The organism is Rhodoferax sp., from assembly GCF_044236835.1.
Classification (GTDB): Bacteria; Pseudomonadota; Gammaproteobacteria; order Burkholderiales; family Burkholderiaceae_C; genus Allorhodoferax.
The window spans coordinates 1-12,289 of sequence record NZ_JBIIGC010000034.1 but is presented as its reverse complement, the minus strand read 5'-3'; the positions used below and the strand labels follow the sequence as shown (position 1 = coordinate 12,289).

The window sequence follows — 12,289 nt, the reverse complement described above, 5'->3', positions numbered from 1 at the left end:
ACGGTGTGCGCGAGTTCGGTATGGCCGCCATCATGAACGGCGTGGCGCTGCACGGCGGTTTCATCCCCTACGGCGGCACCTTCCTCACCTTCAGTGACTACAGCCGCAACGCCATCCGCATGGCCGCGCTGATGAAGCTGCGCGTGGTGCATGTGTTCACCCACGACTCGATCGGCCTGGGCGAAGACGGCCCCACCCACCAGTCGATTGAGCACGCTGCGTCCTTGCGCTTGATCCCCAACCTGGATGTGTGGCGCCCCGGCGATACCGCAGAAACCGCCGTGGCCTGGACGGTGGCGCTGCAAAACAAAGACAAGCCCACCGCCTTGCTGCTCTCGCGCCAAAACATCAGCTACGCGCCCAAGGGCGACTCGGCCGCTGCGCCCGACGCCAGTGGCTTGGACGCCATCAGCAAGGGCGCATATGTGCTGGCCGAGCCGAGCGAAGTGGGCCTGAAGAAAAAGGCCCAGGCGGTCATCATCGCCACCGGCAGCGAAGTGCAGCTGGCGCTCAAGGCGCAAGAGCTGTTGGCGCAGCGCAAGATTGCAGTGCGCGTGGTCTCCATGCCCAGCACCACCACCTTTGATGCGCAAAGCGCGGCCTACAAGGCGCAGGTTTTGCCTGCCGGACTGCCGCGCGTGGCGGTGGAAATGGGGTCGACTGGCGGCTGGTGGAAGTACGGCGTGGCGGCGGTGGTGGGCATCGACACCTACGGCGAGTCGGCCCCGGCCCCGGTGCTGTTCAAGCACTTTGGCTTCACGCCAGAAAACGTGGCAGACACGGTGCAGTCGGCGCTGGTGCGCAAAGCCTGAGGCGGCGGCACGCAAAGCAACACGGCGTTACACGCGACCGCGCTATACAGATTTTTATTCTTGGAGAGAAACCCATGACCATCAAAATTGGCATCAACGGATTTGGCCGCATCGGCCGCAACGTGCTGCGCTCGGCGCTGCAAAACTTTCAGGACATCGAGGTGGTGGGCATCAACGACCTGCTGGAGCCCGACTACCTGGCCTACATGCTGCAGTACGACTCGGTGCATGGCCGCTTCAAGGGCGATGTGTCGGTGCAAGGAAACACGCTGGTCATCAACGGCAAAAAAATCCGCCTCACCCAAGAGCGCGACCCTGCCAACCTGAAGTGGGCGGACGTAGGCGCCGAGGTGGTGATCGAGTCCACCGGCCTGTTCCTCGACAAGGTCACTGCGCAAAAGCACCTAGATGCCGGTGCCAAGAAGGTCATTTTGTCTGCACCGTCCAAGGACGACACACCGATGTTTGTGTTCGGCGTGAACCACGCAACGTACAAGGGCGAGGCCATCATCTCCAATGCTTCCTGCACCACTAACTGCCTGGCGCCTTTGGCCAAAGTGGTGCACGACAAGTTCGGCATCAAGCGCGGCCTGATGACCACGGTGCATGCCGCCACCGCCACCCAAAAAACCGTGGACGGCCCCAGCAACAAAGACTGGCGCGGCGGACGTGGGATTTTGGAAAACATCATCCCCTCCAGCACCGGCGCGGCCAAGGCGGTGGGTGTGGTGATTCCTGAACTCAACAAAAAGCTCACCGGCATGTCGTTTCGCGTGCCCACCAGCGATGTGTCGGTGGTCGACCTGACAGTCGAGCTCAACACCAGCGCCACCATGGACGAGATTTGCGCCGAGATCAAGGCGCAATCCGAAGGCGCGCTCAAAGGCGTGCTGGGCTTCACCACCGACAAGGTGGTGGCCACCGACTTCCGTGGCGACACCCGCACCTCCATCTTTGATGCCGACGCCAGCATTGCGCTGGACGGCACCTTTGTGAAGCTGGTGAGCTGGTACGACAACGAGTGGGGCTACTCCAACAAGTGCCTGGAGATGGTGCGCGTGGTGGCCGGCTGATCCACACCAGAACCTAGTGCAGCCGCTGCGGTTGCCACCCGGACGCGCCCTTGGGCGCGTCTTTTTTTCCACACAAGCAAGGTCACCATGAACCCCGGCGTTCTTTATTCCGCATTGGCCTACATGTGTTGGGGGCTGGTGCCGCTGTATTTCATGCAGCTCAGTTCCGTCGGCGCGTTAGAGGTGGTGCTGCACCGCACCGTGTGGGCGCTGGTGTTCTTGCTGGGGGTGCTGGCGGTGCTCAGGCGCTGGACTTGGTTGGCGACGGTGTTTCGACAACCCCGCTTGCTGGCGGCCTTTGCGCTCTCGGCGCTGCTGCTGTCTACCAACTGGTTGGTGTACGTGTGGTCGGTGCAGAACCACCATGTGCTCGATGCCAGCTTGGGCTACTTCATCTTGCCCCTGGTCAACGTAGCCTTGGGCTTTTTCATTCTGCGTGAGCGACCGCGCCGGGGCCAATGGTTGGCCGTGGCGGTGGCCGCCACGGGCGTGCTGTGGCTGGCGGTGCAAGCCGGGCACCCGCCGTGGATTGCGTTGGCCTTGGCCTCAAGCTTTGGCTTTTATGGTCTGCTGCGCAAAGTGGCCAGCCTGGGCGCGCTAGAGGGCCTGACGTTGGAGACCTTGCTGCTGGCACCGGTGGCCGCAGTGGTATTGGGATTTTTCGCCTGGCAGGGCACCGGTACGGTGGCGGCTGGCGACACCAGCACCTGGATTTGGCTGGCATTGGGCGGGCCGATCACGGCGGTGCCGCTTTTGCTGTTCGCCGCAGGCGCGCGCCGCATTTCGCTCACCACCATGGGCATCTTGCAATACATCTCGCCCAGCCTGCAGTTCGCCATTGGCGTGTGGCTGTTCCACGAGCCATTTGAGAAGGCGCGGCTGGTGGGCTTTGTTCTCATCTGGTCGGCACTGGTGGTGTACAGCTTGGAGAGTTGGTGGTTCAGCCGCCAGAGGGATCGGTAAGAACTCTTTTAAAGCTGGATGCGCAGCGCACGCACCAGCCGAGCTAAAGCATGCAGCCGCTGCTGCATAAAAAACCTTGCACCACAGCAAACCCTTCCGTGCCGAATGTTGCGGGTTTGCACACACCCAACACCGCTGGGCATCTGAATGTCTCATTGGCTCGCTGTCGCCGTCCGGCGATGCCAAACTCAATTTCTGGCCCTGCTACCCGGACCCCTTAGCAAGTATTTCAATGGAGACGACCAGCATTAGATTTTGATGGTGCTCTGAAGATTGGTAGAGCGACCATGCCCCGAAATAACTCATCTCGTGTCGATTTGCGCCCGCAGGCAGCATCACAAAAACATCGCCGAGATTGTCGAAATGAATTCCTGATCGGCATGCGCAGTAAACCCCTTTGTGGTTCTTTCACGCCAGGGCCATTTTTTATCGACATTCAGACCCATACTCCCACAATGGCGACGAAACAAGATGTTCCAATATGTTTTGCTTCTGCGAACTTGTCAAGCCAGCAGGCCGCAATAACACTGGCTACTTAAACAATATCTGCCCTACTTTGTTGTACTGGATGCCATAACTGCCAAAGTCCAGCGTCATGCCAGGCGTTGCTTCAGGTAGGTTGTATCGGTACGTGATGCCTGTTCGTCGGTAAAGGTGTAGATTCACAGTGGAGCTACTGAATGAGGTTGGCGAGGTTAAAAGCCAATTGGTACCAATCGGGCAAGATGACTTGCTAAATGTGACCCATAGCGTTGAGTTTGTGGGGTCATTGGTGCGTTCAGTGTTCCAGGTTGACGCAGATACTTCTATGGGCACTGAATTATTGCAGTTGATGGTGACAATAGGCGTATCCACGGGTTTGACAAACTGAAGAATAACTGAGCTACTCACGGAATCTTTACTAGCAGTAATCAAGACCAACCCTTCTTTTAATGCGTTGATTGTTCCAGCAGTCTCTACACTGGCTGTGGCTGGATCGCTACTAGTAAAGACTACTTCGTCATTACCGCGCACAACACGTCCGCCTTGATATTGTTTTTCGGCAATTAACTTGATCGTATCGCCGACGTTAAACACATACTGAGTGAGGACCTGCGGAAGCAAACCAAAACCTGGCTTAACAATATCGCCAGAGAATGAAATACTACTAAGATTTCTTTCTAGAACGTCAATTGACAACGTTCCTACGACATTTGAGTTACTTGTATAGGGCCGACCTGTGATGGCTGCCCTTCCCGGCTTTAATGCCTCGAAATATGGGGTTGATGCACTAACTACATCTCCGGGCGTCGATGAGTAATTCAATATTTCGACTTTGGTTGAACCGTCCGAATAAGTACCTGTTGCTGTGACAGAAAAATAATCTCCTACATATATTGTTGACTGTGATGCTGAGAGGGAAAGGGAAACCAAGTTAACAGGAGTAGCAGTTGGCGCGGCATTCGAGGATGGATTAGTACTTGTTGAGGCGCCACCGCCACCGCCACCGCCACCGCCTCCGCATCCATAAAGAGCGATTGAAACTATAGGCACTATCAGAAATCTCATTTCTTCCCCCTGCTTGAAAACAAACTTTAACTCATTGAATAAGGCGCAGCCGATAACACCGTTTTGGCGAGAAATTACGACAGCGGCGTCCTTCTTACGTCGCGCGCCACTGATGCGTTAGCGCTCATGGACTTGACCGCTATCACTCGCTCGGCATGCATTCAGGCTGTGCTGTGCAAACCTTACTTGGTGTCACCCCCCGATCCTGTTGCCGCCGCCTTCAGTGTGGTTTGTAGCGATGGACTGATCATCTGCGCCACCGACTCACTGATGCCGGTCAACGACGGGTTGGCCAGCCCGGCGTCTTTCATGATGGCGTCCACAATCGGTTTGGCCACCTGATACTGCAGTGCGGAGTTCATCACCTGTTCGGGCAGTGTGCCTTGGCCTGATGTTCGGCCGCTGTTGGGCTCGCCAGAGTTGGCGCCACCCATGGGCATCCCATTGACTTGGAATAGGCGGATGGAATCAATTTTCTCCATCGGCCGCGAAGCTTCTTGAATGATGGACGGCAGCGCCTGAATCAACTGCATGCGCACGGCCAGGTCAATTTGCGCGGCGCCCAATCTGTTTTTGGCTTCGTTGATGGCGGCAATACCCTCGGCCTCTGCAAGCGAGGCCTCGCGTCGTGCGTCTGCCTCGACCTTCAAGGCCAACGCCCGGTTTTCAGCCGCTTCTCGCTCCGCTTCGGCAGACACTTTCACCGAAATGGCCAGTTGTTCAGCTTCTCGAGCAGCATCGATCAGCTGAATCGACTTGCCACGCTCCGCGATAGCAACTTCGCGGGCCGTGTTCACAGCCTCTTCTGACTTGACCGCTTCGGCGCGGGCGGTATTGGCTGCGGCGTCGGCTTGCGATTGTTCCTGTGACTTTTTGGCGATCGCAATGGCGGCGTCTTGGTTGGCAAGCTCCACCGACTGCCGTTGCTCGGCTTGCTTGACCTTGGTTTCGCGGTCTGCTTCGATGGTCTTCTTTTGGATGGTCAGGTTTTTGTCAATTTCTGCGCTGTTGACTGTGCGGTCTGCTTCGATGCGACGCTCCTTCACCAGACGTTCGGCATTGATGCGGACTTCTTCAGCTTCGCGCTGGCGTTCAGCTTCGATCTTGGCAATTTCTGCAACTTGGTCGGCCTTGGCGTTGGCGATTTCTTGCTGTTGTGTCAGCGTGGCGAATTCCTGTTGCTTGGTGATGTCGAGTTTCAGACGCTCGGCCTCCAGGTTTTTGGTGCGCACCTGCACTTCGGTGTCTTGTTCGACGTCATTGCGTTGCTTTCGCCGGGCCTCGGTTTCTTGGGTTAGGCGTGTCAAGCCCTCGGCATCGAAGGCGTTGTTTGGATTGAAGAACTGTTTGGAGGTTTGGTCCATGCTGGTGAGCGACACCGACTCGAGTTCAAGTCCGTTTTTCTCCAGATCTTCAGCCACGGCGTTTTGCACAGCCATCACAAATTCACGCCGTTTGTCTTGCAACTCTTTCATGGTCATCGTTGCTGCAGTGGCACGAAGCGCATCGACAAATTTGTCTTCTACCAGCGTCTTCAGTTCATTGGGTTCCATGGTTTTGCGGCCCAGCGTTTGGGCCGCTGTACTCACAGACTCTGCAAGTTGTTTAACGCGTACAAAGAAGGCAGCGGCTACGTCTACACGCATGCGGTCCAATGCAATCAGGCTTTGCTCTTCGCGGCGCGAGACTTCGAGCTTGAGCGTGTTCATGTTCACGGGAATGATTTCGTGAAAGACGGGCAGAACAATCGCGCCGCCATCCATGATGACCTTTTGGCCCCCCAGGCCCGTGCGAACAAATGCGGTTTCTTTGGTGGCTCGGTGGTAAAGCCGGGCAAAGATAACGCCGATAAAAATGAGCCCGAAAAGCCCAATGGCGGCGGGCAAGCCGATGTTGATTAACAGGTCGATCATAGTTTTCCCTTGATTGGATGAATGTGGTTCAAATCAGCTCTGGATGGGGGTTGCGTATGCCCATGTAGTGCGCGCCGTTTTTCTTGACAAGCAAAACGGCTGCACCTTCTTCAAACGTGTCTTCGGCTAGGTCGGGTTCGACCAATACGTAATGGGTGCGGCCGTGCAAATCGCGCAACTTCATTTGTGCCGCAGAACCTCGGCGTGCAACGCCTTGAACAACTACACCTGCTCGGCCAATTAGGCTCATTTCACTGACAGCTGTAGTTTCGTCGCCGGGCATGACGCGGGCTAGTAAGCCGCCAACGCCGCTAACGCTGGCCATGCCAGCCAGGGTGGCCGGTACGGCGGCAAGCCATGCCGGCAACAGACTACCCAAAAGCGTGTTGCTGAATGCTTGTATGGCGTAGCCACTCATTGAAAAGCCGGCCAAGAAAATGCCCAGCAAAATCAAGAACGGCACTTTGCCCAGGTGCAGCCAGCCCAGAGGGCCTTCGACGCTGTCGGGCATGTCCGGCATCAGGCCATCAAGCCAGCCGGAAGGGCTGGAGCCAAACAACAAACCCGAGCCTTCGATGATGAAAAGCGCCAGCATCAATAGCAGCGCCGAGCCAAAGGGCCAGGTTTCTTGAGCGAACCAAATCATGGTTGTCCTTATTTGGTCTTCAGCGCGGCCAGCCGCTCATTGATCTTGTTTTCGCGGACCAAATCACTTAGCTCTTTGAGTTTGGCGGTTTGTTCCAGTGAAGTACCTCGGCCCGCTGCATCCAGGCCGGTTTGGCGTTGATAGGTGCGGTCAAATGCCGACTGAGCCGCGTTGAGTTTGGCCTCCAGTGGTTTGCCTCCGCTGCCTGCAACTCCACCCGGGCCGGCTGCGACTTCGCGCGATTTCTCGAAGTCACTGATGGCCTGTTGCATTTCACGCTTTTTGCCCATCAGAGCGTCGACAAAACCGCCCAGCTCTTTCTCCTCGGAAACCAGATCTGCCAAGCTGGATTCGAGCACCGGCAATTGGGCTTCGATGTCTATTTGGCGCGCAATTGCTGGTTTGGCCAAATCCTCGCGACCGGTCTGTAAGGCCTGTTCAATAGCGGCACCGAGTTGCTCGTGCTCTTTGTTGAGGTGAAGGTGCTGTTGCTGCGCCAGGTGCCGGTTGGCCACTGTGCGGCCCAGTTGGGAGCGCACTTCGTCGGCAATGCTTTCCACTTCGCGCACCGATTGCTCGAGCATGGCCACAGGGGCTGCATCTTCAATTTTGTCTAGCAGGGCGTGTGCACCGCCCGCAATCACTCTAGAAACCCGTTGCCGCAATGTGTCGCTCATGTCAATGACCCTCCTTGGTGTGAATAGCTTGCTGTTGAATGATCGTAGCCAATTCCAGAGTGGGCCCAATATGCCGTGTCACCACATTGGGGTCGTAAGCTCTGGCTTGGCGGGTAATGGCTTGGCGCATCAGGCTTTCGACCAGTTGCATGCTGCGTAGTACCAGAAGATCCTCGAGTCGCCGCGCTTCGGCCAGGTCTTTGGTTTGGGCACTTGCAATCGCGGCCATGAGCGAAGGCGCATGCTCAAGCAGGATGGCCATCACCTCAGAGTGGCCATGCTCGGAATCCAGTTTGGACAGTTGCTTGCGCAGGTTTTTGCTTAGTGAACGCTGCAAATCAAGCGCACCATCGTAGTCAGCATCGCCTTCTTGCTGCCGCTTGAGCATGGCCAAGCCAACGCGGAGCTTGTCGCTCATGGTGGTGGCACCCTCAAAGCTTGAGGTGCTTAACCATTGGTACAAATCCTCCGGGATGCGCCCGGACAGAGGCATCATGGTGTTGGTTTTGGTTAGCGGAGTCATTTGAATTCAAATGTAGTCGTTTGTGAACTTTTGTCAACAGGCGTGCGATGGGCTTTACGAAATCTCGCTCCATTGATGCAGTAGAGTGAAGCTGGGAGAAGCTGGGAGAACAATCCACGATGTGCAGCCACTACCAAGCCGTCAAGGAGCGAGAGAAGTACCTGCGCCACTTCGGGGTGCTGCCGCCGTCCGAGGACGCCAAGCTCGACCTCTGGCCCGGCTACCTGGGAGCCTTCATCCGCAAGCACCCGCATGCTGGTGTGGGTGACGAGGCGGTACCGGCGTTAGAAGCCGTTACCGGCCTCTTCGGCCTGGTGCCCCACTGGGCCACCGACACCAAGATCACCCGCCACACCTACAACTGCCGCAGCGAGACAGCGGCTGAGAAACCCAGCTTTAGAGACGCCTTCAAACGCAACCAGCGCTGCATCATCCCGGCGGACGCGATCTTTGAACCCGACTGGCGCAGCGGCAAGGCGGTGGCCACCCGCATCGAGGCGGCAGACGGATCTCCTTTTGGGATTGCCGGGCTGTGGGCTAGCTGGAAGGACCCTAAAAACGGCTGGGTGCACAGCTACACCATGCTCACCCTCAACGCAGACCAGCACCCGCTGATGAACCACTTTCACAAACCTACCGATGAAAAGCGCATGGTGGCGATCTTGCCGGCGCAGAGTTACCGGGATTGGCTGGACGCCACGGCGCCCGTACTGGAGTTCATGCTGCCGTACCCGGCGGACGCCATGCTTTGTGAACGACTGAGGCAATCTGGCTTTAGCTGAGGCCCTGCGCCCACCACAGCACCGGCGCAAGGTGCAGAGTCTCACCGAGTTCTGCCTGGTCTTGGTGGCTCCAGTACCACTTTCGAAGCAAGTGGTAAGGCGATTCTGACCGGCCGTAAAACCCTTCAGTTGAATGTTATCGAGACACTTCCGCTGTTGCCCCGATAGGTTGCGACTCCGCCCAACCCCGAACCTGTAGAAGCTGGCTGGCAGCCTGAAGCCGTTGTTGATCCTGTCCAAATGAATGCGCTCCCACCGCCTCCACCACCTCCAAACACCGGATTTCCTAACGCGTCTCCGCCGCCGCCGCCGCCATAGCCACCCCCACCGCCGCCACCATAATTGGCTGCACCGCCGCCGCCATAGCCGCCACTAGTCATCAGGGAATTGGCCCCTGCGGCTCCGCCAAAACCTCCACCGCCTCCGCTACCCAAAACACCGTTATTGGTTCCACCAGCGCCGCCTCCAAAGGCATTGCTCCCGCCGCCGCCGCCGCCAGCGCCGCCAACACCTATGGCGCCAGTTGTGCCATTACTACTGCCACCCGTTCCTCCCCCGAAAACAAGGGTAGACCCCGCTAAATAGCCTCCGCTTCCACCCGAGCCACTCGATGATCCGCCCGTGCCGCCAATTGTTGTATAGCCACTGGAGCTTCCTCCATCGCCACCGCAGCCAGTTCCACCCGCTGCAGTCAGGTCAGTGCCAGCGCCACCACCACCACCACCACCGGCAATCAAAAGTGCCTGATTGTTGGCACCCACCACAACTGTGGCTCCCCCGCCCCCACCGGCACTGCTGTTACCACCGCCCGTGACTAACGAACCTGAAGCGAACCCATATCCACCAACGTATACCGAGAGAGCAGCAGGGCTACCCAATGTGGAAAGGGGCCAACTGGCGCTTACAACACCACCTGCGCCACCAGTCGTGTAGGTCCCCCCGCCCCCACCCCCGCCGGTGGCGACTATTGAAACACTGGTAGCGTTGGTTGGAACCAATACAGATTGCACCGCGCTACACAGCGAGTAGACCGTTTGCGTTCCAAGCGAGGCTGTGCCAGCAGATGTTGAACACGTGGCGTACACAATATTGCCGCTCGCAATACTGGTACCACCTCCAGCAACACCTCCACCGCCACCGCCACCTCCACATGCCGCTAAACCCACGACGAGAAACAGAGTTACTAAACACTGAACAAGTTTGTACATAAATATTGAGACGGTGTTGGGAAGAGTTGCGTTTAAGACGATCAAGCGAAAAGTTTAGCACCTGCGATTGCATGCAACTAAATTCTCAGCAAAGTCGAACCTGACGTACCTAGGCTGACTAACGATCAAATTGTTTTCAAGCAAACAGCCATTTGAAATCTTCAAGCAGAGTAGCAACGGGCGCTCACGTTCAGCTTTTTAAAGTATTGCAATGATGCCTGTGCTTGACGCTTGACGGGCCCTCATGCGCTGGATTTCCAGTACCCGAACTGTCGTGACCAGAAGCTTCCGCCGCAAAAATAACGTCAGACTGATAGCGATCAATCTTCACTTTACTGACCGCTGCGAGCTGCCGACCCATTGCAATCCTGGTTCGAGCAGCTCCTGCACCGTTCGTGTGCTTGTGCCCTCCGGAAGCATACGGGTGACAAAGGAGCGGCGCAGGGTTTTGGCGGAAAAATCCAAAACCAGGCCCATAGATACGCCACCACGCTGTGCCACCCTATACGCCGCTTCTGTGTGGGGCGATTAATGCCATTGAGCCAGGGCAACTCAATAGCGAGCACTTCCCGGTAGAGAAACAAAATCGCGCTCAGTGCCTAATTGTGGGTAGACGCAGACACTTTGCAGTCTGTGGCGAGATGCGTCAAAAACGCCTCTACTTCACGGGCGCCCATGTCGCGCGGGTGCCGCATGGCACTGCCGTTGCCCGACCAGCGGATGAAGAAGCGAACCCAATAGACGTACACCTGCTCGGTGCTGAGGCTATAGTGCATGTACCGAATGCGCTCGCGCAGCTGGTCCAAAATTCGGGTGGACTGCAGCGCAAGGGTGCTGGGTTTCACCGAGCTTTTATAACTGTACATTCATACAGTGTATTGAGCGCTAAGCTAAGCTGCAAGCCACTTTGCGGAGGGAGACATGACCAACTTATGGAGCAGCGCCCAACTTATAGAGCAGGTTTTGCTCTATACATTACGTTAAACCTCATGTCCGGCGCCTTGTACGTTCGACTGGCCCCTGATGCTGATATGCCGGACGTCGGGCTGTCGGCAGCTCGCGTCGTCGTAATTGCAGAATCGACCGTTTCGCCCTTCTGGCAGGCTCGCGTCAGCACTTGGCTCGCCCGTAGTGGCTGCATGTACATGATGGCTTGGGGCGAGAATTGCAGCTCGTGGGACGACTCAGTTGACATGGCGAACCTCAAGGAATTCGACTTTGGTGAGATTCCCCATGAGCGATTCATCATGACAACATGGCACACCGAAGAGCCATTGAGCGAGGTCTTCTGGTTCTCAAAGCACAACGCTACTCACCCGACTGTCGAAATCGATCGAACTGTGCTGCTCCACATATCCGTTCAGGACAAAGAGCGAGAGTTCTTGGAACTGTATGCTGAGGCTTAACCTGTCAGCCGACACGGACGCCCAGCGGCGTCAGCTCACTCCGGTCGCACCTATGCCTGGTCGCCGGTCACTTTCACGTTAGGCCACACAGACCACCGTCATGCGCATCAGTCTTGCCACGAACGAGCAAGCCGAGCTTGTCGTTGAGCTCTTGGCAGAGCTCAACGCCTACTACAACCCAAACTCGCCTGCCCCGCGTGAGGTCGTCCGAGAGCATTTGATCAACAACTTGCTCTCCTCAGCATCCCAGAAGCTTGTTGTAGCAACGGAAGAAGGCGGCAGCGTCGTGGGCCTCGCCGCAATCATGCTGGTGTACTCCATCGTTGAGCCAGAGCCAGAACGCCGCCTGCAGTGTCAACTCAAGGAACTGTACGTTTCCAAGTCACGCAGGGGCACAGGTATCGGCAAGTCGCTCATGCACTGGGTTGCATGCTATGCCGCGGCACATGATTGCTGTCGCATTGATTGGCCAGTCAAGTCTGGCAACGCCGCCGGCATTGCCTTCTACAAGAGCCTAGGCGCTAGCGTTGTCGAGGACCGTCTGAGCTTCAGGCTCAGCAAGTCATCACTAACAGTACTAGCAGGGGGTGCGCGCAGTGTGGCCTAACCCCTCGTATATGGACTCCCCCGCAAGCGCAAGAAACTGACCGATAGTTTGGCTGTTGGGGATGCGCCTGCAGTCGTATATCCGGCATCTAAAGTGGACTCTGGTGTGGTCCGTGCCGACATGGAATCTGC

The 12,289-nt window shown here is 57.0% G+C and carries 11 protein-coding genes and 1 pseudogene; 6 read left to right on the top strand and 6 right to left on the bottom strand.

All coding sequences use genetic code 11. From position 1 onward, the window contains the following. The 3 genes from ACILRC_RS14935 to rarD form a co-directional block, all read left to right on the top strand. A partial coding sequence (locus tag ACILRC_RS14935; protein WP_395670165.1) for a transketolase-like TK C-terminal-containing protein occupies window positions 1–812 on the top strand: 812 nt, incomplete at its 5' end. Between the two features lie 74 nt (window positions 813–886). After that, entirely contained in the window at window positions 887–1,885 is a 999-nt protein-coding gene (gene gap / locus ACILRC_RS14930; RefSeq protein WP_395670164.1) for a type I glyceraldehyde-3-phosphate dehydrogenase, read from the top strand. 87 nt (window positions 1,886–1,972) lie between these two features. Beyond that, complete coding sequence (gene rarD / locus ACILRC_RS14925; protein ID WP_395670163.1) at window positions 1,973–2,848, top strand: EamA family transporter RarD; 876 nt, start codon at window positions 1,973–1,975, stop codon at window positions 2,846–2,848. Between the two features lie 531 nt (window positions 2,849–3,379). On the opposite strand, the gene ACILRC_RS14920 is transcribed toward rarD, so the two are convergent. From ACILRC_RS14920 to ACILRC_RS14900, 5 genes are all read right to left on the bottom strand, one after another. Then, a complete protein-coding gene (locus ACILRC_RS14920) occupies window positions 3,380–4,396 on the bottom strand; it encodes an Ig-like domain-containing protein (protein ID WP_395670162.1) in 1,017 nt (338 codons plus the stop codon). A 182-nt stretch (window positions 4,397–4,578) separates the two neighbouring features. Continuing rightward, on the bottom strand, window positions 4,579–6,309 hold the full coding sequence (locus ACILRC_RS14915) for a flotillin family protein (protein ID WP_395670161.1): 1,731 nt from the start codon (window positions 6,307–6,309) through the stop codon (window positions 4,579–4,581). A gap of 28 nt (window positions 6,310–6,337) precedes the next feature. Then, on the bottom strand, window positions 6,338–6,955 hold the full coding sequence (locus ACILRC_RS14910; protein ID WP_395670160.1) for a YqiJ family protein: 618 nt from the start codon (window positions 6,953–6,955) through the stop codon (window positions 6,338–6,340). Between the two features lie 8 nt (window positions 6,956–6,963). Beyond that, the gene (locus ACILRC_RS14905; protein WP_395670159.1) at window positions 6,964–7,632 is read right to left on the bottom strand and encodes a PspA/IM30 family protein; all 669 of its coding nucleotides are present in this window, start codon (window positions 7,630–7,632) and stop codon (window positions 6,964–6,966) included. 1 nt (window position 7,633) lies between these two features. Further along, complete coding sequence (locus ACILRC_RS14900) at window positions 7,634–8,050, bottom strand: hypothetical protein (protein ID WP_395670158.1); 417 nt, start codon at window positions 8,048–8,050, stop codon at window positions 7,634–7,636. Between the two features lie 224 nt (window positions 8,051–8,274). Here ACILRC_RS14900 and ACILRC_RS14895 point away from each other — a divergent pair, with 224 nt between their 5' ends. After that, window positions 8,275–8,937 (top strand): SOS response-associated peptidase, encoded by a 663-nt coding sequence (locus ACILRC_RS14895; protein ID WP_395670157.1) that lies wholly within the window; start codon window positions 8,275–8,277, stop codon window positions 8,935–8,937. A 1,711-nt stretch (window positions 8,938–10,648) separates the two neighbouring features. On the opposite strand, the pseudogene ACILRC_RS14890 reads toward ACILRC_RS14895, so the two are convergent. Further along, window positions 10,649–11,011: pseudogene (locus ACILRC_RS14890) on the bottom strand (phage integrase N-terminal SAM-like domain-containing protein); the annotation flags it as partial. A gap of 135 nt (window positions 11,012–11,146) precedes the next feature. Between ACILRC_RS14890 and ACILRC_RS14885 the strand changes: the two are divergent. Continuing rightward, window positions 11,147–11,551, top strand: a complete 405-nt coding sequence (locus ACILRC_RS14885; RefSeq protein ID WP_395670156.1) for a hypothetical protein — start codon at window positions 11,147–11,149, stop codon at window positions 11,549–11,551. 100 nt (window positions 11,552–11,651) lie between these two features. Next, window positions 11,652–12,158 (top strand): GNAT family N-acetyltransferase, encoded by a 507-nt coding sequence (locus ACILRC_RS14880; RefSeq protein ID WP_395670155.1) that lies wholly within the window; start codon window positions 11,652–11,654, stop codon window positions 12,156–12,158. The last annotated feature ends 131 nt before the right edge of the window (window positions 12,159–12,289 follow it).

Coding starts and splice junctions, on each gene's coding strand:
- gap (WP_395670164.1), top strand. CDS start 887: ATGACCATCAAAATTGGCATCAACGGATTTGGCCGCATCGGCCGCAAC.
- rarD (WP_395670163.1), top strand. CDS start 1,973: ATGAACCCCGGCGTTCTTTATTCCGCATTGGCCTACATGTGTTGGGGG.
- ACILRC_RS14920 (WP_395670162.1), bottom strand. CDS start 4,396: ATGAGATTTCTGATAGTGCCTATAGTTTCAATCGCTCTTTATGGATGC.
- ACILRC_RS14915 (WP_395670161.1), bottom strand. CDS start 6,309: ATGATCGACCTGTTAATCAACATCGGCTTGCCCGCCGCCATTGGGCTT.
- ACILRC_RS14910 (WP_395670160.1), bottom strand. CDS start 6,955: ATGATTTGGTTCGCTCAAGAAACCTGGCCCTTTGGCTCGGCGCTGCTA.
- ACILRC_RS14905 (WP_395670159.1), bottom strand. CDS start 7,632: ATGAGCGACACATTGCGGCAACGGGTTTCTAGAGTGATTGCGGGCGGT.
- ACILRC_RS14900 (WP_395670158.1), bottom strand. CDS start 8,050: ATGAGCGACAAGCTCCGCGTTGGCTTGGCCATGCTCAAGCGGCAGCAA.
- ACILRC_RS14895 (WP_395670157.1), top strand. CDS start 8,275: ATGTGCAGCCACTACCAAGCCGTCAAGGAGCGAGAGAAGTACCTGCGC.
- ACILRC_RS14880 (WP_395670155.1), top strand. CDS start 11,652: ATGCGCATCAGTCTTGCCACGAACGAGCAAGCCGAGCTTGTCGTTGAG.